The organism is Desulfosporosinus sp. FKB, assembly GCF_002196705.1.
GTDB lineage: Bacteria > Bacillota > Desulfitobacteriia > Desulfitobacteriales > Desulfitobacteriaceae > Desulfosporosinus.
Genome location: NZ_NADJ01000040.1, coordinates 45,593 through 66,573, shown reverse-complemented (window position 1 = coordinate 66,573; position 20,981 = coordinate 45,593). Strand labels below are relative to the sequence as shown.

19 protein-coding genes are annotated in these 20,981 nt (G+C 44.6%); 16 read left to right on the top strand and 3 right to left on the bottom strand.

Going from position 1 to position 20,981, the window contains the following annotated elements; all coding sequences use genetic code 11:
• The first annotated feature begins 3 nt into the window (after positions 1-3).
• The 3 genes from metK to B5Y67_RS21785 all read left to right on the top strand — a co-directional run bounded on the left by metK (position 4) and on the right by B5Y67_RS21785 (position 3,118).
• Positions 4-1,194 (top strand): methionine adenosyltransferase, encoded by a 1,191-nt coding sequence (gene metK / locus B5Y67_RS21795; RefSeq protein ID WP_088228502.1) that lies wholly within the window; start codon positions 4-6, stop codon positions 1,192-1,194.
• 262 nt (positions 1,195-1,456) lie between these two features.
• Positions 1,457-2,704 (top strand): phenylacetate--CoA ligase, encoded by a 1,248-nt coding sequence (locus tag B5Y67_RS21790; RefSeq protein ID WP_088228501.1) that lies wholly within the window; start codon positions 1,457-1,459, stop codon positions 2,702-2,704.
• 12 nt (positions 2,705-2,716) lie between these two features.
• The gene (locus B5Y67_RS21785; protein WP_088228500.1) at positions 2,717-3,118 is read left to right on the top strand and encodes an ACT domain-containing protein; all 402 of its coding nucleotides are present in this window, start codon (positions 2,717-2,719) and stop codon (positions 3,116-3,118) included.
• Between the two features lie 223 nt (positions 3,119-3,341).
• On the opposite strand, the gene B5Y67_RS21780 is transcribed toward B5Y67_RS21785, so the two are convergent.
• The 3 genes from B5Y67_RS21780 to B5Y67_RS21770 all read right to left on the bottom strand — a co-directional run bounded on the left by B5Y67_RS21780 (position 3,342) and on the right by B5Y67_RS21770 (position 5,658).
• Complete coding sequence (locus B5Y67_RS21780) at positions 3,342-3,665, bottom strand: DUF1540 domain-containing protein (protein WP_088228499.1); 324 nt, start codon at positions 3,663-3,665, stop codon at positions 3,342-3,344.
• 41 nt (positions 3,666-3,706) lie between these two features.
• Positions 3,707-4,255 (bottom strand): NADH peroxidase, encoded by a 549-nt coding sequence (locus B5Y67_RS21775; protein WP_088228498.1) that lies wholly within the window; start codon positions 4,253-4,255, stop codon positions 3,707-3,709.
• Between the two features lie 176 nt (positions 4,256-4,431).
• Positions 4,432-5,658, bottom strand: coding sequence for a solute carrier family 23 protein (locus B5Y67_RS21770; RefSeq protein ID WP_170932769.1), 1,227 nt, complete (start codon positions 5,656-5,658; stop codon positions 4,432-4,434).
• Between the two features lie 430 nt (positions 5,659-6,088).
• Between B5Y67_RS21770 and priA the strand changes: the two genes are divergently transcribed.
• The 13 genes from priA (at position 6,089) to rsgA (ending at position 20,980) form a co-directional block, all read left to right on the top strand.
• Entirely contained in the window at positions 6,089-8,344 is a 2,256-nt protein-coding gene (priA, locus tag B5Y67_RS21765) for a primosomal protein N' (RefSeq protein WP_088228496.1), read from the top strand.
• 73 nt (positions 8,345-8,417) lie between these two features.
• Entirely contained in the window at positions 8,418-8,870 is a 453-nt protein-coding gene (gene def, locus B5Y67_RS21760) for a peptide deformylase (RefSeq protein ID WP_088228495.1), read from the top strand.
• A 156-nt stretch (positions 8,871-9,026) separates the two neighbouring features.
• Positions 9,027-9,986 (top strand): methionyl-tRNA formyltransferase, encoded by a 960-nt coding sequence (gene fmt, locus B5Y67_RS21755; protein WP_088228494.1) that lies wholly within the window; start codon positions 9,027-9,029, stop codon positions 9,984-9,986.
• A 319-nt stretch (positions 9,987-10,305) separates the two neighbouring features.
• Complete coding sequence (locus B5Y67_RS21750) at positions 10,306-10,992, top strand: zinc metallopeptidase (protein WP_088228493.1); 687 nt, start codon at positions 10,306-10,308, stop codon at positions 10,990-10,992.
• Positions 10,985-12,340, top strand: coding sequence for a 16S rRNA (cytosine(967)-C(5))-methyltransferase RsmB (gene rsmB / locus B5Y67_RS21745; RefSeq protein ID WP_088228492.1), 1,356 nt, complete (start codon positions 10,985-10,987; stop codon positions 12,338-12,340). The genes B5Y67_RS21750 and rsmB overlap by 8 nt, the downstream gene beginning before the upstream one ends.
• Positions 12,341-12,494: 154 nt before the next feature.
• Positions 12,495-13,577 carry a 23S rRNA (adenine(2503)-C(2))-methyltransferase RlmN gene (rlmN, locus tag B5Y67_RS21740; RefSeq protein ID WP_088228491.1) on the top strand — a complete coding sequence of 361 codons (1,083 nt, stop codon included), beginning with the start codon at positions 12,495-12,497 and terminating at the stop codon, positions 13,575-13,577.
• A complete protein-coding gene (locus B5Y67_RS21735) occupies positions 13,555-14,355 on the top strand; it encodes an FhaA domain-containing protein (RefSeq protein ID WP_088228490.1) in 801 nt (266 codons plus the stop codon). Before rlmN ends, B5Y67_RS21735 begins: the two co-directional genes overlap by 23 nt.
• Before the next feature lie 50 nt (positions 14,356-14,405).
• Positions 14,406-14,855 carry an FHA domain-containing protein gene (locus B5Y67_RS21730; RefSeq protein ID WP_088228489.1) on the top strand — a complete coding sequence of 150 codons (450 nt, stop codon included), beginning with the start codon at positions 14,406-14,408 and terminating at the stop codon, positions 14,853-14,855.
• Entirely contained in the window at positions 14,836-15,555 is a 720-nt protein-coding gene (locus B5Y67_RS21725; RefSeq protein ID WP_088228488.1) for a Stp1/IreP family PP2C-type Ser/Thr phosphatase, read from the top strand. The genes B5Y67_RS21730 and B5Y67_RS21725 overlap by 20 nt, the downstream gene beginning before the upstream one ends.
• Before the next feature lie 4 nt (positions 15,556-15,559).
• Complete coding sequence (locus tag B5Y67_RS21720) at positions 15,560-16,843, top strand: FtsW/RodA/SpoVE family cell cycle protein (RefSeq protein WP_088228487.1); 1,284 nt, start codon at positions 15,560-15,562, stop codon at positions 16,841-16,843.
• Complete coding sequence (locus B5Y67_RS21715; protein WP_088228486.1) at positions 16,843-18,246, top strand: penicillin-binding protein 2; 1,404 nt, start codon at positions 16,843-16,845, stop codon at positions 18,244-18,246. Before B5Y67_RS21720 ends, B5Y67_RS21715 begins: the two co-directional genes overlap by 1 nt.
• 9 nt (positions 18,247-18,255) lie before the next feature.
• The gene (gene pknB / locus B5Y67_RS21710) at positions 18,256-20,049 is read left to right on the top strand and encodes a Stk1 family PASTA domain-containing Ser/Thr kinase (RefSeq protein WP_088228485.1); all 1,794 of its coding nucleotides are present in this window, start codon (positions 18,256-18,258) and stop codon (positions 20,047-20,049) included.
• Between the two features lie 37 nt (positions 20,050-20,086).
• Positions 20,087-20,980, top strand: coding sequence for a ribosome small subunit-dependent GTPase A (rsgA, locus tag B5Y67_RS21705; RefSeq protein ID WP_088228484.1), 894 nt, complete (start codon positions 20,087-20,089; stop codon positions 20,978-20,980).
• The last annotated feature ends 1 nt before the right edge of the window (position 20,981 follow it).

The following is a 20,981-nucleotide window of genomic DNA, read 5'->3' as shown; positions in this document are numbered from 1 at the left end:
TTGATGACAAAAAAGTTGTTTACCTCAGAGTCTGTAACCGAAGGACATCCCGATAAGATTTGCGACCAAATATCGGATGCCATTCTGGATGCGATTTTTGCTCAAGATCCTAATGCGCGTGTTGCCTGCGAAACCATGGTAACGACTGGCTTAGTTCTTGTCAGCGGTGAGATTACAACATCTTGTTATGTTGATATCCCGCATGTTGTTCGCGAAACCATTCGGGAAGTAGGCTATACTCGCGCCAAATATGGCTTTGATGCCGATACCTGCGCCGTTTTAACCTCGATTGGAGAACAATCCGCTGATATAGCCTTAGGTGTCAATCAGGCCTTGGAGTCCAAAACAGGGGAAATGTCAGATCTTGATATAGAAGCAATCGGTGCTGGCGACCAAGGCATGATGTTTGGCTATGCAACGAACGAAACTGAAAGTTATATGCCGGTCCCTATTGACTTGGCCCATCGCTTAGCCCGTCGTTTAACGGAAGTTCGGAAAACTGAACTTCTAGGCTATTTACGGCCGGACGGTAAAACTCAAGTCACAGTGGAATATGAAGGAAATAAGCCGGTGCGTGTTGATACTATTGTTATTTCCACCCAACACCATCCGGATGTTACCCAAGAACAAATCCGCCGGGATTTGCTTCAGTACGTCGTTTATCCGACGGTCCCCAAGGAATTGCTCAATGAAGAGACAAAATACTTTATCAATCCTACAGGGCGTTTTGTTATCGGAGGACCGCAAGGGGATTGCGGCTTAACGGGGCGAAAAATTATTGTTGATACCTATGGAGGAATGGCTCGCCATGGCGGCGGCGCTTTTTCCGGGAAGGACCCCACAAAGGTTGACCGTTCTGCTGCCTATGCCGCGCGATATGTGGCGAAAAACGTAGTTGCAGCGGGATTTGCGGACCGTTGTGAGATTCAGATTGCCTACGCCATTGGTGTTGCCCGTCCTGTTTCAGTTTCTATTGAAACCTTCGGTACCGGAAAGATACCGGATGAGAAAATTGTTGAATTGGTAATGCAAACCTTTGATCTCCGTCCTGCGGGGATTATCAAGAGTCTGAACCTTCGACGCCCGATTTATCGTCAGACAGCGGCTTATGGGCATTTCGGAAGAATCGACCTTGATCTCCCTTGGGAAAGAACTGATAAAGCTGACGTTTTGAAAAAACTTGCCGGCCTTTAAATTGACCGAGTCCTTTTAGAGGAGTTCCAATCATGTTATGAGAGGGACTCCTTCTTTCATAGCAGCAACTATTATTTTTCATACCTTTAAACCTCTGCCCCAGTGAATTTGTTATTATCCTAAAGTTTCCTTGACAGAATGTTAGAGAATTAGGTATTATAAGGCAAACTGTATTATAGCAGTTATAAAAGAGGAGCCGTTGTAATACTCAATAGCATGATGACAAAGACTCAAAAATAATGGGTAAAGAGGGATGGTAGAAATGGAAAAACAGTGGCTGGAAGGCCTGCGTAGGACGGTAGATCGTGTATTACCGATTCCTTATTATCAAGAGAGGTTTCGAAAACTTGGGATTCGTCAGGCTGAGGATATTCACTCTCTTAGGGACTTTCAAAAACTTCCGCTGACAACAAAGGAAGACTTGCGCCAAAATTATCCCTTTGGCCTCTTCGCAGAACCTATGGAAAATATTGTTCGGCTTCATGCTTCGTCCGGGACGACTGGAAAACCGACCGTAGTGGGGTATACTAAACGTGATATTCAACTTTGGTCCAAAATTGTCGCCAACGAACTTCGGAGAGCGGGTGTTACTCCTAAGGATGTTGTTCAGATTGCCTATGGATATGGATTGTTTACGGGAGGAATGGGGCTGCATTACGGTTGTGAGGAATTAGGTGCGGTGGTTGTCCCTATTTCAGGCGGGAATACGGCTCGTCAACTTATGTTAATGCGAGACTTTGGAACGACAGTGTTGGCTTGTACTCCTTCTTACGCTTTGTATCTGGCAGAAAGCCTTGAGGAATCGGGGATTTCACGCGAAGAGTTGAAGTTAAGAATTGGAGTTTTTGGAGCCGAGCCTTGGACAGAGGGTATGAGGGAACAGATCGAAGCTCGACTGGGAATTAAGGCTTATGACATATATGGCTTAAGTGAAACCATGGGTCCGGGAGTAGCCATGGAATGTCCCGCTCATGATGGCTTGCATATCGATGAACATTTTTATCCTGAAGTGTTGGGCTCTGACGGGAATCCCGTTGCGGAAGGCATCCAGGGTGAATTGGTTATAACAAGTTTAGATAAAGAGGGCTTTCCGGTTTTACGTTATCGAACCAAGGATCTGACGACTCTGCATTATGGGACTTGTTCCTGCGGACATACGGGCTGGAAAATGGAACGTGTTTCAGCACGGGTGGATGATATGCTGATCATTCGAGGCGTCAATGTTTTCCCAAGTCAAGTTGAAGAAGCAATCCTGTCCTTCGGTGGGTTTGAGCCCCATTATTTACTTATTGTAGAACGTTCGGGAAATTTGGATCAGTTGGAAGTACAGGTTGAAGTCAATGACACCAGCTTCTTTGATGAAGTCCGCGAGTTAGAGGGCCGCCAGGAACGTTTACAACGTAAAATTGAAGAAATCTTAGGCATTTCCATTCGTCTTCGCTTAGTAGAACCTAAAAGTATTCCGCGGAGTGAAGGAAAAGCAGTTCGTGTTATTGATAAACGTCGATAGGGAGGTAAATTTATGTTACAATTATCTATTTTTCTGGAGAACGCTAAAGGACGTTTAGCTGAGGTCGTCAGTCTTCTTGCAGAACTTAAGGTAAATTTGCGTGCCCTGTCTTTAGCAGATACAAAGGATTTCGGAGTTCTGCGTATTATCGTCGATAATCCGGAACTTACTACGGAAAAATTGCGTGAACGTAAGGTTGTTGTCTCATTAACCCATGTATGGGTACTTAAGGTTCCAGATCGGACCGGGGGACTTGCCGAAGTGCTTAATCAATTGGTTAAACACGATGTTGTAATTGAGTACATGTATGCGTTTGTGGAAAAAGAAAACGAACAAGCCCGCGTTGTTATCAGAGCTCAGGATCAGGCAGTTATGGAGAAGGCTATGCGGGAACTTAATCTGCCCTTGTTGTAGTGACGAGCCTTTGCGAAAGCGAAGTCGTTGGCTGAAGAGTGGGCTGGAAGAAGTAATTAACTGAAGTTTATACTTTCCAATAATATAACAAAGGCCGTGCTGAAAACTGGTTTTCCCACGGCCTTTGTTGTAATTAAATTGAAGGTGTTCCCGGAAAAATTGCGCTGCGACGAAAAGTTGTTAACAATGATTTAATGTCATCGTCCTGAGAAGGAGTGATTATTTATTTATCTTTATCGTTAAAGCTGGAACATTCTGTTTCAGTATATATGTGAGCTTCATTACCAGACACTTGTATAGAATCCAAATTACAAAGCTTATTATCATTATGTTTGCAGCTCACCACATTACAAGTAAGGGCATCACATGGCCCTGAAGAATTCGTATTATTTGTTAAACTGCTGTACTCATATTTATTTAAGAATGAACCACATACCGTTCCGCTCTCAGTAGAAGCAGTAACGCCTCCGATATCAACCCTATTTGAATAGCAAATACCGCTTTTATTATGTGAACAAGTTGTTGCACTGCAATTAATTCTTTGCACTAATACACACTCCTTTATGATTTATTTTCACTTAAGATGTCTCATTTACTAAAATATCTATCGAGTAAGCCTTTAAAAGCTTTGCCATGTCGAGCTTCATCTTTACACATTTCATGGACTGTGTCGTGAATAGCATCCAAATTATTTTGCTTAGCTATTGTGGCAAGCTTCTTTTTGCCTTCACAAGCACCATATTCAGCCTCAACTCTAGCGGATAAATTTGCTTTAGTATCAGCAACCACGACTTCACCCAGGAGTTCGGCAAATTTTGAAGCATGCTCTGCTTCTTCCCAAGCAATTCTCTTATAAGCTTCAGCAACCTCAGGATAACCTTCACGATCAGCTTGGCGGGACATCGCAAGATACATGCCAACTTCAGTGCATTCACCCATAAAATTAGCTCTTAATCCTTCCAATAATTCATCGTCACATCCCGATGCTGCCACTCCAATCCTATGTTCATCAGCGAAGTTTAGTTCAGTGGTCATTTCTTTAAATTTGTCTTTGCTTGCTTTACAAATTGGACAAACTTCCGGCGGATTATTACCTTCATGAACATAGCCACAAACTGTACAAATAAATTTTTTCATGCAAATTCCTCCAAGAAAGTGGTTTGTATGAGTATCCAAAACCTCAGGTAATATTATTTCCTCAAAACTATTTGTTATCCAGCAAAGGGAAGTTTAAGACATAAAAACATAGCCTAGCGAGGGGTAACTCCCCTGCTAGGCTATGTTTTTATGTTAGAATAGCAACATTAACTCTATTATTTTGCGGCCTCTTTAGTAGAACTCAAGGAATTTTCTTCTTTTTCATCCTTTAGGACAAGATTCAAGAAGATTCCTGCTAGAGTAGCGAACATAATACCATGATTGGTTAACCCAATTCCTATGGCGAAGATTACCGCAGCGATAATAAGGTTCTTGTTTTTGGAGAAATCCACTTTGGCCTCGATTAAAGTTCTTAGTCCGGCTGCACCTATCATTCCGAACAGTAGGATTACTACACCACCCATAACAGGGGTTGGGATAGACATAATTAAGGCTTGCAAGGGGTTAAAGGTACTTAGGATGATCGCGGCAATCGCTGCTATCCAGAGGTTCAAGGAGCTGTATACCTTCGTTATCGCTAAGACTCCGATATTTTCTGCGTAGGTCGTAAGCGGAACACCACCGAATAAACTGGCAATACCTGTTGCCAGACCGTTTCCTAAGACGACTTTATCAAAACCCGGGTCTTCAATTATATCAGTATGCGTGATGTTGCTAAGAATCATCATGTGTCCTAAATCTTCGATCAATGTTATAAGTGCTAATGGAGCGAAAGTAATAATGGCGGTCACATTCAAGTGGATTGCGCCGAAGCTTTGAAAAGGCAAAACAAATGGGGTTTTAAATGATGCCATAATCTTAGCTGAATCGACCAATCCCATAAATCCAGCAAGGATGTATCCTGCGACAATCGCAATCAGAATTGGTATAACTTTAGAAAACCCTTTTCCATATACACTAACTAGAGTTGCCACTGCTAAAGTAAATATGGCGATGATCCAATTTGCACTAGCCATTGAAACTGCTGTTGGAGTTAAGCTTAATCCGATAATTGCTACGACGCTTCCTGCAACGACGGGAGGAATGAGTTTATTGATCCATTTCGTACCGAATAAACGGAGTATAATAAATATTAAAATATATGCTAAACTAACTGACAAAACTCCCGCCATTGCTCCACCAAGATTATGCTGATCTTTAATAAATGCGGTTAAACTTGCAATAAAGGCGAAAGACGAACCGAGATAGGCTGGAACTTTGCTGCGTGTTAGAAGTAAGAATACAATAGTACCAATACCGGAACAAAATAGGGCCGTTGCAGGACTCAATCCAACAAGGAAGGGGACAAGGATCGTAGAACCCGTCATAGCAAACAAATGTTGAACCCCTAAAGGTATTGCTCGTGTTAGTGGCAACCTTTCGTTAATTTGAACTTCTTTCATAACTGTCATCCTCCTAATTCAACTTAATGCCTTGCAGGCATGTAAACTCTCAGGTTTACTCTGAAGGAATCTTCCTTGCAGTCGATGTTTCCCTTTTTAATTTGGGCTGCGGTTGATATCGTTATACCTCCTCTTTGGCACTAAAAAACCTCTTTCCTGCCCGCAAGCAAGAAAGAGGTGTCCATATACATTCATGGTCCGCCATTTCCTTCTTAGCCTCACGGGACTAATTTAAAGGTTTAAAGGTTTTTTTGCTGTAAAGAGCATATCATAATTCACATCGGTTTGACAAGAGTTTTATGCATTTCTCATCCTGATGGAGTATAGAAAAATCTTTTAATTATATTCGAAGCAAGTAATATGATAAAATAAGGGAGGTGTCTTGATAAGGATTGGAATTGAAGTTCTTTGCAGATAAGGAGGCGTCGTCATGTTACGTTATGCTGAGGTCTTGCTTGATGTAGCTAACCGACGCTTAGATCAAAGCTATCACTATCTTATTCCGGAGGATTTAAGCTTAAAGATCGGGATGAGAGTGCTCGTTAATCTCCAAAATCGTAAGGTCCAAGGGCTTATCGTTGGTATAACATCGGACTTGCCGGAAGAATTGGAGAGGACTCCCCTCAAACCGGTTTTGGAAATCATAGACGAACACAGTCTTGTGCCGCCAGATCTTATTGAATTATCGCATTGGCTGGCCAAAACCACACTTTGTTCCATGGCCCAAAGCTTACATACAGTTTGGCCACTTCTTAAAGGCAAGATGGAGAAACGGTTATTCCTTCTCGCCTCACCGGAAGATTCTGATGTCCAGACTCTTCGTTGGCTCAATGAAGAGGCCTTTCGAGGGATCGAAGTGCTTGCCCGGACCCGCAATAAAGAGATTTCACGGAATCTCTTTTTAAAACGAGCTCATATTTCTGAAGAGACTGTTGAGCTGCTACTCCAAAAGGGTATGATCAGGCAAGGATACCGGTTTATTTCCATGGGAGTTGGACAGAGACGAGAGAAGAAGGTGAATAGGCCGCAAGAGTTTAGCGAAAGAACGTTCACGTTATCCGCGGAACAGGAAGCGGCTGTGAAGGACGTTATGACTTCGTTAAGAGCGGGCTCATGCGAGACTATTTTATTGCACGGGGTGACGGGAAGCGGAAAAACCGAAGTCTATCGGAAACTAATTGCTCAAGTACTTTCCCGGGGTGGTGATGCGATTCTTTTAGTTCCGGAAATTTCCTTAACTGCTCAGGTGGCTCGTTATTTTCAGGCACAATTCGGTGAGAATGTGATCATTTTACATTCTGGTTTGCGTGCTAAAGAAAAAATGCAAGCTTGGGAAGAAATTCTGCAAGGGACAAAGAGAATTGTGATTGGCGCGCGCTCGGCAGTGTTTGCTCCCTTGGCCAATTTACAGCTCATTATTTTGGATGAGGAGCATGACGGCGCTTATAAACAAGACGAGAATCCTAAATACCATGCTCGTGATGTGGCCCGTAAAAGAATGGAGCAGGCCGGCGGGGTGGTTCTGCTTGGTAGTGCAACACCCTCTTTAGAGGCTTACGCCGCGGCGAAAGCCGGTAAAATTCGTTTATTAACCATGTCTCGGCGCATTGGCCATAGTCAATTGCCCCCCGTTGAAATCGTGGACATGCGCAAAGAATTGATGCAGGGAAATCGAAGTATCTTCTCAAAAGTCTTGCAGCAAAAACTCTGTGAGCGATTAGAACTAGGGGAGCAAGCGATGCTCTTCCTCAACCGCAGAGGGTATTCCACCTTTGTGGTTTGTCGTGAATGCGGCTATGTGGTAAGCTGCCCTAACTGTGATGTGGCTTTAACGTATCATAGTCAAGGCCAGTCCATGCGTTGTCATTATTGTGATCATAAAGAACAGCCGCCGTTGACGTGCCCCAAATGCGGGAGTCGGTATATTCGCTTTTTTGGGCAAGGAACTCAGAGAGTTGAGGAGGAACTGCAGGTACTATTGCCGGAAACATCAATTCTTCGGTTGGATTTTGATACGACTCGCAATCGTGAAGCCCACACGACGATCTTGGAAAGTTTTCGCCGGCAGAAGGCGTCAATCCTTGTAGGGACCCAAATGATGGCGAAGGGTCTGGATTTTCCGAATGTAACCTTAGTAGGGGTTATCGCAGCTGACCAAATGCTTAATATGCCGGATTTCAGAGCTAAAGAGCGGACTTTTCAGCTATTAACTCAAGTCGCCGGCAGAGCCGGGCGAAGCGAAAAAGCGGGTGAAGTTATTATTCAAACGTATACTCCGGGAGATAGTGCCATTGAGAAGGCTTCCCATCATGATTATGAGGGGTTTTTTTGGGAAGAGATTCGCTATCGCAAGGGCCGAAACTATCCTCCTTTTACCCATATCATTCGCGTCCTGCTGCTTCATGACAAGGAGGAACGAGTTATTATGGGAGCAAGTAGTTTAGGGGCCTGTTTGAAAGAAAGAATGTGTAATCCTAAATTTGGAAATACTGATTTAGATATCCTTGGTCCGGCACAAGCCGTTTTGGCGAGGCTGAAAAATCAATGGCGCTGGCAAATTTCGGTGCGCGGGATAAATCTTGAGGAACTGAGAGAATTTTTACACCAGGGAATACGAGATTTTTTCAAGACTTCGGCGAGTAATGGTATTATATTAAATATTGAAGTAGATCCACTGACAAATTAGGCCTATGGGTTAGTTTGATTGTAGTAAAATAAAGACAGAACAATAAATCGTTTAAGAGAAAGGGGTACTGGTTATGGCAGTTTATCAAATTGTTGAAATAGGTGCAGATATATTACGGGAGAAAGCAAAAGAGGTTAAAGAGATTAATCCCTCGATCATCAAACTCCTGGATAATATGGTGGATACCATGATAGCCGCAGATGGAGTAGGTTTAGCGGCGCCTCAGATTGGCGTCTCCAAGAGAGTCGTCGTCATTAAGGTTGGAGATGTTCTGCTTGAACTCGTAAATCCGGTGATCTTAGAAAAAGAGGGAGAGTCTGTTGCCGAGGAAGGATGTCTGAGCGTCCCTAATATGACAGGGGACGTGGTGCGAGCGGCGAAAGTTCATGTTCAAGGGTTAAATCGTGAGGGGAAAATGGTAGATATTCATGCCGATCGTTTGATGGCAAGAGCACTCCAACATGAAATTGATCATCTCGAGGGAATTATGTTTGTCGATCTGGCTAAAAAGACCTATCGGAAGTAAACGATGGTTAATCCAATCGTAAGACTCCTACTTCTACAAGTGGGAGTGGTTTCCCATACGTTGTTGGATTCACGATATAATGGCTTGCCAAACTATATTTAGGAAATAATGGGTTTTGAGTTTCGACTCCGAACCTCGCTATAAAGGAGAATAGTTATGCGTATTGTTTTCATGGGAACGCCGGATTTTGCGGTACCTTCTCTGCGAGCCTTGGCCAGCCATGGATATGAGATTGCAGGCGTCTTTACACAACCTGATCGGCCGGCAGGCCGAGGGAAAAAGTTAAAACCCAGTCCTGTAAAGACTGCCGCTGAAGAATTAAACTTGCCGATTTTTCAGCCTGCCAAAATAAAAACGCCTGAAGGTGTTCAATGTTTGCGCGAGTTGGCTCCTGAATGTATTATTGTTGTGGCATATGGGCAGCTGCTCTCCAAGGAAATTTTAAACTTACCTTTGCAGGGATGCATAAATGTACACGCTTCTTTGCTCCCCTCATATCGAGGAGCTGCGCCGATTCATTGGGCGATTATCAATGGCGAAAAGCGTACCGGTGTAACGACGATGCTTATGGATGAAGGACTGGATACCGGGGATATCTTACTTAAGCGTGAAATCATGATTTCCCAAGATGCAACCATGGGAGAAATTCATAATCAATTGGCAGATTTGGGAGGGGATTTGCTGGTTGAAACGCTGCGTGAGCTGGAACAAGAATCCCTAATTTCTATTCCTCAATCGGGAGAATCCAATTATGCTCCTCTTTTAAACCGTGAACACGAACGTCTCGATTGGACACGGCCGGCCATTGAATTGCATAATAAAATCCGGGGCTTAAATCCTTGGCCGGGGGCCTTTGGAGTATTTCGAGAAGAGAACTTTAAGGTTTGGCGCAGTTCAGTATCTACATCTCCAATTACTGAACAGACGGGAAATTCACTTGGGGATTTACTCCCTAAGCCAGGCCAAATCATCGAAGTACTGGAAGAGGGTCTGCTTGTCCAAACCGGAGAGGGGATCCTTGGGATATTCGAGGTTCAGCCGGCTGGTAAACGTTCTATGTCTGCGCGTGACTTTTTGAACGGGAGACATGGTCAAGCCGGAGAGAAATTCAGTTAAAAGAGCTCGTCGTTTTCGTCAGAGGCTAACAAGTGTTAAGACAATTTCTTCGAGCGCAGTTAAGTTTTCTGCCTAATATTTATCCGGCTTTTAAGACCTCCACTTCTATAAGTGGGGGTGGGTCCTTCGTTATCTTCAGGTGGGCTAGAGTCTTCCTTCGCAGCTAAGTGTTCCTATTGGGAAAGGCGGCTCGGCAATAATGTCCACTGGACATTATTGTATCTGAAGCCCCGATGTTCAGCTTTAGCGTAAGCGAGTTCACTAAGTTCGTTTATTTCTATGATATTTAAATGCGGGATTTGAAAAAGGAGGTTAAGCTATGTTTTGGGACCGTACGATGGTTCTTTTAATTCCGGCAATCCTGCTATCCCTTTATGCACAATATAAAATATCCTCTGCTTACAATTATTACTCTAAAGTGCGTGCTCAGTCGGGACTTACCGGAGCACAGGCAGCGAAAGCACTCTTAAACAGCAAGGGACTTTATGATGTAGGTGTGGAGGCTATTCGCGGTAACCTTTCGGATCATTATGACCCTCGCTCGCGAGTTATTAGTTTGAGTGAGGATGTATATTATGGAAATTCCCTGGCTTCAGTGGCGGTTGCGGCTCATGAAACGGGTCATGCTCTGCAACATTCTTCCAGATATGTGCCATTGCAGCTCAGATCGTCCTTTGTACCGGCAGCTAATTTTGGCAGCGGGGCAGGACCGATATTAATTCTAATCGGATTGTTCCTGCCAACCTTTGGCTGGCTGTTGCAGTTAGGAATTCTGGTTTTTTCTCTGGCTGTACTCTTTCAACTAATTACTTTGCCTGTAGAATTTAATGCCAGCCACAGAGCCTTAGTTCTCTTGCAGGAAGGAAGACTGCTGGGGAGTGAGGAAGTCCGCGGTGCCCGCAAGGTTTTAAATGCGGCTGCCTTGACCTATGTCGCTGCGGCCTTAGCGGCTGTGCTCCAGTTGGCGAGGTTCATAATTATTGCCCAAGGCAGACGGGATGATTAGAGAAACGTCACGAGGGATGGCAGTCCAGATACTGACCCGTGTTGAGGTAGAAGGAGCCTATGCCAATCTCTTAATGCAAAAAACAATTGCCAGATTGTCCGATGCCCGGGAACGTCAATTTGTAACGTTATTGGTTAACGGTGTTTTGAAACACAGATTAACTTTGGATTATGCTCTGCGTCTTCATTTGAGTAAGCCAATGTCAGCCCTTCCCCATGAAGTTCGGGCCATTTTAAGAATCGGAGCCTTTCAGCTGCTTTTCGTTGAAAAGGTTCCGCCGGCTGTGGCTGTTAATGAAAGCGTCGAATTGGCTAAATCGTTTGCCAAGTTTACAGGATTAGTGAATGTCGTCCTGCGCAAGGTGCTGACAAAAGGCTGGGATATCCCCTGGCCTGATGCGAAACGGGATGCGGTCCGTTATCTTTCCGTGCGTTATTCTCATCCCGAATGGATGATTCAGCGCTGGTTAAAACGCTGGGGCAAGGAAGAAACGGAAGCTTTTTGTCAAGCAAATAATGAACCTGCTCCTACCTGGATCAGAACAAATACTCTCAAAATTTCACGTCAGGATTTAGCGGATCTGCTGATTCGAGACGGTATTACCGTCGAATTGGGAGAACGAGTGCCTGAAAGTTTACGGATTCAAAACTTTGGTTCTCTTGAAGGGTTGGAAACGTTTAAAGCCGGTTTGTTTACAGTACAAGACGAAAGTTCCCAAATAATTGCTCATGTCGTGGCGCCTGAAGCAGGTCAACACGTTCTGGATGCCTGCAGTGCTCCCGGCGGCAAAACAACGCATCTGGCCCAAATGATGAATAATGAAGGAGTTATCCTGGCGTTTGATGTTCATGCCCATAAGTTAGAGCTGATTGAGCAATTGGCCCAAAGGTTAGGGATTACCTGCATAGAAACTCAGTTAGGCGATGCGCGCCATCTGCCGGGAATAAGACTCGATTCCCAACAAAGGGTTTTAGTGGATGCGCCCTGTTCCGGTTTGGGTGTTCTCAGGCGGAGAGCTGATCTGCGTTGGAGGAAAGCGGAACAAGACCTTGGGGATCTGCCACTACTACAGTTTGCTATCTTAGAGCGTGCTGCTTCTTGTGTCGAAGTTGGCGGAGACTTAATTTATTCGACCTGTACGATTGAACCGGAAGAGAACTTTGAATTGGTCAAGAAATTTCGCTCAGCCCATCCTGAATTTGAGGCAGTGAACTTAGTGGATGCCTTACCCTTTAAACTTAAGGATACCAGAGATATTCAACAAGCCGCTAAGGGGATGCTTCAGCTCTTGCCGCAACGTCATGGCACCGATGGATTTTTTTTGGCAAAATTTCATCGCAGGAGCTAGAGATAAACTGGAAGTGAACAAAATAATAGTGGTATTTCTTTTGCAGGACACATAGTGATAAAAGAGTAATGGTCAAACGTTAAATATCTTTAGTAAAATAAGTTTTCTTTGAAGAGAAGTTTAACTGGAACGAATTGGGTGAATAATAATAACTATGGAAATGTACGATCTGCGAAGCTGCACTGAAGAAACGCTGCAGACAGTTTGCGGAGAGCTTGGTTTGAAGCGTTTTCGAGCAGCGCAGTTATTTCAATGGGTACAACAAAAAGCGGTGCGTTCTTGGGACGAAATCAAAAATATTGGTGCGAAAGATCTTGCGTTACTATCATCGCGTTTGAGTTTTTATCCGCCGGAACTCGTGAAAGAGCGCAGGTCCATTGATGGTACCCGAAAATATTTATTTCGTCTTCAAGACGGGGAAATGATCGAATGCGTTTTAATGGAGTATGCTCGTGAGCTGACAAGGGATCGCCATACCGTTTGTGTTTCCACTCAGGTTGGCTGCGCAGTAGGCTGCGCCTTTTGCGCAACGGGCATGGAGGGTTTCCGCAGAGATCTCACCATTGGAGAGATAGTGGGTCAGATTCTGGATATAACGCATTTTATTCGTCAGGAAGACCCGGACTTTCAGGTTACGAATGTTGTCTTTATGGGAATGGGGGAACCTCTGTTAAATTATGAGCAAGTGCTTTCAGCAATCATGCTTATGAATCAGGAACGGGGGCTAAATATTGGCATGCGGCGCATGACAATTTCGACAAGTGGAGTAGTGCCTCGAATCATTCAATTGGCGAAGGACAATCCTCAGGTGGGTTTGGCCATTTCCCTTCATGCGTCTAATGATCCGGCAAGAAGCCGTTTAGTTCCAATGAATCGCCGCTATCCTTTAGCTCAGCTTATGGAGGCATGCAAGGAATATGCAAAAATTACGCGCAGAAGAATTACCTTTGAGGTAGCCTTGACGGATGACAATGCCAATCTTGGTGAAGCAGAAGCTTTAGCCCGTTTATTAAAAGACCAATTAGGGCATGTGAATTTGATTCCGGTTAATCCGGTAGCAGGAACAGGCTTAAAACGTCCTGACCTTGAAAAACTGAAGAAATTTGCTCATCATTTAGAAGTTGGCGGAATTTCTGTCTCCCTGCGTGAAGAACGGGGGTCGGACATTAACGCAGCCTGTGGTCAACTTCGACGACAGTGGAGGGAGGGTAACCATGAGCCTATTGACTCGATTTGAAGGAATGGCTGAGTTCCTTTTTACCGGTGCTTTTAAGAAAGGAGGAGCTCGGCTCCAACCAGTTGAACTGGCTAAAGAACTGGTGAAAGCGATGTTTAGGAATAAACAAATTAGTATTTCTCAAGTATATGTACCGAATATATACCGGGTTTACCTTCATTCCAGTGATTGGGGTCCCTTAGCTAGTTTTGGAGAGGTTTTTCTGATCGAGTTGTCCAAGTATTTATATGCCGAGGCTAAGCGTGAGGGGTATACGTTCTTATCGAAACCAGCGATTGAGCTGCATTCTGATGACACTGTCAATCCCAGGGAAATGATTGTTGAGGTCGATTTTGACGATTCTATTGACGTTGAATGGGGAGATGAAGAGGAAAAAGAAAAGGACTTTCCCAAAGAATCGAATTGGCGTGAAAATACAACGATCTTCCGGGAAAGTGTCATGACAAACTTAAGTGCAGAGGACAGTGCGGGAAGGATTTCGGATTACTTTCTCGAAATTATAGAAGGACCGAATAAGGGACAATCCTTTAAATTGCCGGATCATGATATCTATATTGGACGACACGGGCAGTGTGATCTTGTGCTCCAGGATCCCGAGGTTTCAAGACGACATTTAAAGATTACTTCAGGGGAAAACGGCTGGTGGCTTGATGATTTGGGGAGCACCAATGGTTCCTTTGTCAATGGTCAAAGAATCACGCATCAGACGGTGGCTCCGGGTGATCGAATCCAGATCGGCCTTAGTGTTCTCGTGATTCAAAAAGTACCCTTGCCGTAATTTTAGAGAGTTGTCACAGCTGCTCTCTGATATTGTATTTGGAGGGTTGTATGGAAGTTGTTACAGTGATCGGACGACTGGTTTTTGTCGCCTTGATTTATCTTTTTATCTTTAGGATTTTTACGGCGCTATTAGCTGACCTGCAGCTGAAAGGGATGTTTCAGCGTTCGAATCAGGACTATGGACGACTAGAGGTTTTGACAGGTACGGACACTCTTCCCAGAGGCCAAGTTTTTAAAGTTGATGGGAAGGGCTTGCGTCTGGGACGGGGCAAACATAATGATATCGTTTTACCGGATCATTTTGCTTCTGTCGATCATGCCGCTTTTCGCTGCCAAAAAGGAAAAACCTTTGTCGAAGACCTGGGAAGTACGAATGGTACTTGGGTTAATGGAGAACAAATTCATTCTCCGGTCCAATTAGTTGCTGGAGATTATGTGAAAATTGGAAGTATCACATTCCAATACTCGAGGTGGCAAAATGAGAGTGCTAAGCTTTAGTGAAAAAGGGTGTATCCGGAAAAATAATGAGGATTCCTTTTTAGTATTACATGATCACGGAATCTTTGCTGTGGCCGACGGAATGGGAGGGCATCGGGCTGGAGAAGTTGCTTCATCAACAGCTTTAGGGGAATTAGAAAAACTTGCCCCTCAGCTAAAGGGGCTGAGTGATCAAGATTTGGAAGGATGGCTTGTGGAATCCTTTACACAGGCTAATCGGGTTGTTTACGAATCGTCGACAACAGAGCCCCAAAATGCTGGAATGGGTACGACTCTTACGGCGTTGCTCATTCGTGACACAAGGGCTTTGATTGCCCATGCGGGAGACAGCCGGGCATATTTGTGGCGGCAAGAAGAGCTGACACCTTTGACGAAAGATCATTCCTTAGTGGGTGAGCTTGTACGTTTAGGCCAAATCTCTTTGGAAGAAGCGGAGAAACATCCTCAACGTCACGTTTTAATGCGGGCGGTCGGTGCGGATCAGGAAATTGAAGTTGATTGTCAGACTATATCTCTGCGGTCCGAGGACGTGTTTCTGTTGTGTACAGATGGTTTTTCCAATATGATCAGCGATCAGGAATTAGCGGCTGAATTTTCTGAGTCAGGTACTTGGGAAGAACGCTTGGAGAGATTGCGGCAGCTTATTTTAGAACGCGGCGCACCGGATAATTTCACAGCTTTGTGCTGTATTATGGAGTAAGAAGATGCTTTATCGTTTCGTTTCTCGCTTTATAATTATAGGAATGATGTGGTTGGGGCTGGTTCTGCTAAAATGGGGAGGCAATAAGGATCAACTTCTCTGGCAGGCTTTAATATTTACTGCCCTTATTCTCATGGGAAGTTTTGCGGAAGAAATTCTTCATTACCAAGGAGATCCTTATGTCCTTCCGGTTGTTCAGGCAATTCTGGCCTTAGGACTGGTATTTTTGGTACGCATTAGTCCTAATGAAGCTTTGCACCAGTTTTGGTGGGCCAATATTGGACAGCTGATTTTCTACGCGATTTTATTTGCCGTTAGGGATTATCGACACTTAGGCAAGTTTCGCTATCTATGGGGATTGCTTGCTGTCAGTTTGCTGTTTGTAACACTAGTTTTTGGGTTTGCCGCCGGTGGCGCAACGAGTTGGCTAAGAATCGGAGGAATTGGTGTCGAACCTGAGGAATTCGTAAAACTTGCCTTACTCTTGTTTATGGCAACATATCTGGAAGAAAATGAAGAGTTGCTGCGGGTTGGAACTGTCCAAGTAGGAAAGTTCTCCTTGCCGGATTGGCGAACTTTAGGCCCCTTTCTAATTATGGCTGTTTTTTCCCTTGGACTTTTAGGGGCGCAAAAAAGCCTCGGAACGGCGCTGGTGTTTTACGCTTTATTTGTCCTTATGATTTACGTAGTAACGGAACGTGCGCTGTATTTAGGAATTTCTCTGCCTATTTTTCTATTGGTGGGAAGTGCAGGATATTTACTTTTTAGACACGTTCGCGTTAGGGTGTTGGTTTGGCTAAACCCTTGGCAAGATCCAACGGGTATGGGATATCAGATCGCTCAATCCCTGTTTGCCATTAGTGGAGGGAAGATCCTGGGAACTGGACTAGGCAATGGAATTGGGGCTTCTATGGTGCCGGCCTCAAGTACTGACTTTATTTTTTCCGTCATAGCGGAGGAACTGGGGTTTGCGGGGGCGATGGCTGTTCTGGCTCTTTTTCTTATCGTGGTCATGAGGGCGTTTTCAATTAGTTTGAGAGCCAAAGACCGCTTTGGCCAGATTCTGGCTGCCGGAATTGGAATTCTTCTGGGAACAGAGACCTTAATTATTCTTGCCGGGGTGACAAAATTACTTCCTCTGACAGGTATCCCGCTGCCTTGGGTCAGCTATGGAGGAAGTTCTATACTCGTTCATTTTATTCTTTTGGGTGTATTGTTGAATATTTCCAATGCTACTGCGGTGGGAGCTAAGCGTAATAAGACAAGAGGAAGGGAGTATGCAACATAATGCGAGGGGTACGTCGTGTAGCATTAGGAATGGCCTTTAGCTTCTTTGTTTTAAGTCTGGGACTTGTTTATTGGCAAGTGGTTCAATCCGATACTCTCTTGAATAATTCCGCGAATCGACGCTTAATTCTCCTGGAAAGCCGAGTGACCCGTGGAGGAATTTTTGACCGTAACGGCGAAATAATAGCACAAACTCAAACAATCAACGGGAAGAAGGTTCGCGTCTATCCCAATGGAGAAATGTATGAGCCTACTCTTGGTTACTCTACTGTTCGGCTTGGCGCAGCAGGGCTTGAAGGAAGTTTAGCGAATTGGCTCATGGGTGTTAAAAATGCTACAGCTACCCAAACGATTCAGCAGTTATTTTCTTTGCCGCGTCAAGGAGATGATGTGGTGCTGACGTTAGATTCCCATTTGCAAAGTGTGGCTTATAACGCCCTCAAAGGAAAGATGGGCGCGGCTGTTGCTATTGACCCTAAAACCGGAGAAGTACTTGCCTTAGTGAGTCAGCCGGGATACAACCCGACAAATTTGGACGATCACTGGAAAGATATTATTAAGCAAACTCAGGAAAAACCTTTAGATAATCGTGCTTTTTCCCTCTATCCTCCGGGGTCAACGATGAAGGTAGTAACCTCCGCCAGCCTATTCAGAAGCGGCATAAACACCACGAATCTATATGATTGTAAAGGCTCAACGGTTATCAACGGACAAGTTATTCCGGAACAAAACCAAGAGGCTCATGGTTGGGTTAACTATAACATGGCCTTAGCCGATTCCTGTAATACGTATTTTGCGACCTTTGGGGTTCAGGCAGGAGATAAAAGTTTTCTGTCTGCGGTTAAAGGATTTGGCTTTGGACAAAAGATCCCATTTGAACTAAATGTTCCAGTGAGTCAGATCACTAATTCTCCTAAGGTTCCGGAAACTCTGTCAACGAATCTTCTTGCTGCAAGCTGCTTTGGACAGGGTGAGGTCTTAGTTTCCCCCTTTCAAATGGCTCTGATTACCGCCGGTATTGCAAATCATGGGGTTATAATGACTCCCCACATTGTGGAACGAGTTCTTGATCCTTCGCAATCCGTACAATATGAACAAGAGCCTCAGCCTTGGCTAACTGCACTTTCTAAAGATGAAGCAGATAAAATTACAAGTGCCATGGTGACTGCTGTGACTGATGGAACTGCTTCTCCCGGAGCTTTGCCGGACGTCCAGGTTGCGGCAAAGACCGGTTCCGCGGAGCCGGGAGGCAATGAACCTACCCATGCTTGGTATATCGCTTTTGCGCCTGCGGAGGCTCCACGCATTGCGGTGGCTGTTTTTGTAGAACATGGCGGAACTGGAGGAGGGGCAGCTGCTCCCATTGCGCGCCAAATTATTGAAGAAGCATTAGCCAGAAAGTAGGTGAACATAGTGAGTAAAATCTTCGGAGGACGTTATGAAGTTTTAGAGCGTATTGGTGCCGGTGGGATGGCGATTGTTTATAAAGCTAAAGATCAGCTGCTTAATCGTGTCGTAACGATCAAAGTTCTTCGCGAACAATTTGCTACTGATGAAGACTTTATTCGCCGTTTTCGAAGGGAAGCCCAGGCTGTCGCCAGTTTGTCTCATCCAAATATTGTCTCTGTTTATGATGTGGGCAAAGAAGGGGATACTGAATATATCGTTATGGAATACGTAGAAGGGCGGAATCTCAAAGAAATTATTCGAGATTATGCTCCCTTGACCACAGATCAGGCGATTAACCTTGCCCGCCAAATTTCTAGTGCCGTTCAAAATGCCCATGAACACCATATTATTCACAGAGATATAAAACCCCATAATATTTTAGTAACTGAGGATGGACGCGCTAAAGTTACGGATTTCGGTATCGCCCGAGCAGTATCATCGGCAACGGTAACGCATACAGGGGACATTATCGGTTCCGTTCACTATTTATCACCGGAACAGGCTAAAGGCCTGCAGAGCAATGAGCAATCGGATATTTATTCGTTGGGGATTATTCTGTATGAATTGGTTACTGGTCAGGTACCCTATGATGGTGAAACTCCCATTGCTATCGCTCTTAAGCATCTTCAGGAACAGCCAACGCTGCCGAGTAAGCTTAATCCTCGAGTTGAGAAAGAATTCGAGGGCGTGATTATGAGGGCTATTGCTAAGTCACCTGAACAACGGTATGCTTCTGCTAAAGAGCTTTTGGAGGACTTGAACCATCTTCTTGCCGGCCGTCCAATCAATCGGCCTGAAGTAATTCCTGTTGACGATCTGGAAGCAACCCGGACTCATCAAGGTATGAGCAAGATTTTAGCACCGATTAGTGTGCGTGAGCAAGAACCAGAACAAGAACAAGAACCGGAAAAGCATATGAGTGGTTTTTTAACTAGAGCCAAGAAAAAACGTTGGCTGTGGATCTCAGGAATTGCTGTCGTATTGCTTCTTTTGGTGGGCGGGATAATGTTAAGAAATTACCTCCTGGTCGGTACGACGAAAGTTCCTGATGTGACTGGTAAGACTCTGCCGGTGGCTGGGGACTATCTTAAATCAGCAGGATTGAAACTCAACCCAGAGGTAACGTATGGGTTCAGCGATAAAGTTGACAAAGATCTGATCATTGAACAGAACCCGAAAGCAGATACAATGGTTAAAGTCGGCCGGGAAATTCAAGTCGTTGTGAGTAAAGGACCGGACAGCGGTACATTTCCGGATGTAACCAGTGCGCCAATGTCGAAAGCGGATGCCGTTAATATGATTCAAAACGCTGGATTTACGGGCAAGATTACCTTTCAAACCCAGCCAAATTCAACCGTTCCCAAAGATTATGTTATCCAGCAGGACCCTCTGCCTTCGGCGACTTGGCCGAAGAGCGGGCCTATTAAATTGACCATTAGCAATGGCTCTCCTTTTGTAAGCATTAACATGCCCAATGTGATTAATAAAACGTCTGAAGATGCTAAAACGATTCTTCAGCAGAATAATTTAGTTCCCTTGGTACAAACTCAAGATTCTACCACTATTCCTGCGGATGTCGTCATCAGTACCTCGCCTAGCCCGGGAGAAACGGTTCAGCAAGGGAGTCAGGTTACCATCGTCGTATCGCATGGTCCGGGGCCTCTGGCGCTGAATATTGATAAAGACGTCTCAATGTTTATGGCTCAGATTTTCAGTGTTATCCCTAAAGAAACCATCCGGCTCAGGCCAAATCCCTAGCTGGATCAGTCCCGAAATGTAACAGTGAGGAAATTGTATGATCGAAGGAGTTTTACTTAAAGGTTATGGTGGATTTTATTATGTCTATGCGGAAGACCGGGTATGGGAATGTTCTCTGCGCGGTCGTTTTCGCATTAAAGATCAAGACTTTCTGCCTGGTGATCGAGTGAGAATTTTACCTGAAAGTGATAATAAGGCGAGAATTGAAGGAGCAGAACCTCGGCTTAATTCTCTTAGCCGTCCGTCCATTGCAAATGTCGATCAGGCACTTCTTGTCTTTGCCATGACTTCGCCAAAACCTGATCTGAACCTTTTAGACCGCTTATTAATTCAGGTGACCCATTCGGCAATAGAACCAATTATCGTTTTTACCAAATTGGACAAATATAACGCTGAAACATTATCCCCCGATTCTAAGCCTCAGCCCTTTGTTTCGGATATATACCGCCGAGTAGGGTATACGGTTTTTGAGGTATCGAATAAAACAGGTACAGGTATACCGGAATTAAGAAACCGTTTAGAGGAGAAGATCAGTGTCCTGGCCGGTCCTTCAGGCGCCGGTAAATCAAGCCTTTTTAACGCTTTATCGGATGGGAAACAATTGAAAACCGGTGAAATCAGTCAGAAGTCCCAGCGTGGCCGCCATACGACCCGTCATGTTGAGCTGATGGTGTGCGCAGGAGGGTTAGTGGCAGATACACCAGGTTTTTCCTCCCTTTTCCTGCCTAAAATGAAACGGGAGGATTTGGCAGGCTATTTCCCGGAATTTGAAGAATATCGGCATGAATGCCGTTTTAGCAGTTGTTTGCATGATAAAGAACCCGATTGTTCGATTAAAACTGCTCAAGAAAATGGAGAGATTTCCAGAACTCGCTATGAACATTATCGGGATTTCTTGCAAGAAGTGATCGCTGCCGAAAGGAGATATTAAA

Coding starts and splice junctions, on each gene's coding strand:
- metK (WP_088228502.1), top strand. CDS start 4: ATGACAAAAAAGTTGTTTACCTCAGAGTCTGTAACCGAAGGACATCCC.
- B5Y67_RS21790 (WP_088228501.1), top strand. CDS start 1,457: ATGGAAAAACAGTGGCTGGAAGGCCTGCGTAGGACGGTAGATCGTGTA.
- B5Y67_RS21785 (WP_088228500.1), top strand. CDS start 2,717: ATGTTACAATTATCTATTTTTCTGGAGAACGCTAAAGGACGTTTAGCT.
- B5Y67_RS21775 (WP_088228498.1), bottom strand. CDS start 4,255: ATGAAAAAATTTATTTGTACAGTTTGTGGCTATGTTCATGAAGGTAAT.
- B5Y67_RS21770 (WP_170932769.1), bottom strand. CDS start 5,658: ATGAAAGAAGTTCAAATTAACGAAAGGTTGCCACTAACACGAGCAATA.
- priA (WP_088228496.1), top strand. CDS start 6,089: ATGTTACGTTATGCTGAGGTCTTGCTTGATGTAGCTAACCGACGCTTA.
- def (WP_088228495.1), top strand. CDS start 8,418: ATGGCAGTTTATCAAATTGTTGAAATAGGTGCAGATATATTACGGGAG.
- fmt (WP_088228494.1), top strand. CDS start 9,027: ATGCGTATTGTTTTCATGGGAACGCCGGATTTTGCGGTACCTTCTCTG.
- B5Y67_RS21750 (WP_088228493.1), top strand. CDS start 10,306: ATGTTTTGGGACCGTACGATGGTTCTTTTAATTCCGGCAATCCTGCTA.
- rsmB (WP_088228492.1), top strand. CDS start 10,985: ATGATTAGAGAAACGTCACGAGGGATGGCAGTCCAGATACTGACCCGT.
- rlmN (WP_088228491.1), top strand. CDS start 12,495: ATGGAAATGTACGATCTGCGAAGCTGCACTGAAGAAACGCTGCAGACA.
- B5Y67_RS21735 (WP_088228490.1), top strand. CDS start 13,555: ATGAGCCTATTGACTCGATTTGAAGGAATGGCTGAGTTCCTTTTTACC.
- B5Y67_RS21730 (WP_088228489.1), top strand. CDS start 14,406: ATGGAAGTTGTTACAGTGATCGGACGACTGGTTTTTGTCGCCTTGATT.
- B5Y67_RS21725 (WP_088228488.1), top strand. CDS start 14,836: ATGAGAGTGCTAAGCTTTAGTGAAAAAGGGTGTATCCGGAAAAATAAT.
- B5Y67_RS21720 (WP_088228487.1), top strand. CDS start 15,560: ATGCTTTATCGTTTCGTTTCTCGCTTTATAATTATAGGAATGATGTGG.
- B5Y67_RS21715 (WP_088228486.1), top strand. CDS start 16,843: ATGCGAGGGGTACGTCGTGTAGCATTAGGAATGGCCTTTAGCTTCTTT.
- rsgA (WP_088228484.1), top strand. CDS start 20,087: ATGATCGAAGGAGTTTTACTTAAAGGTTATGGTGGATTTTATTATGTC.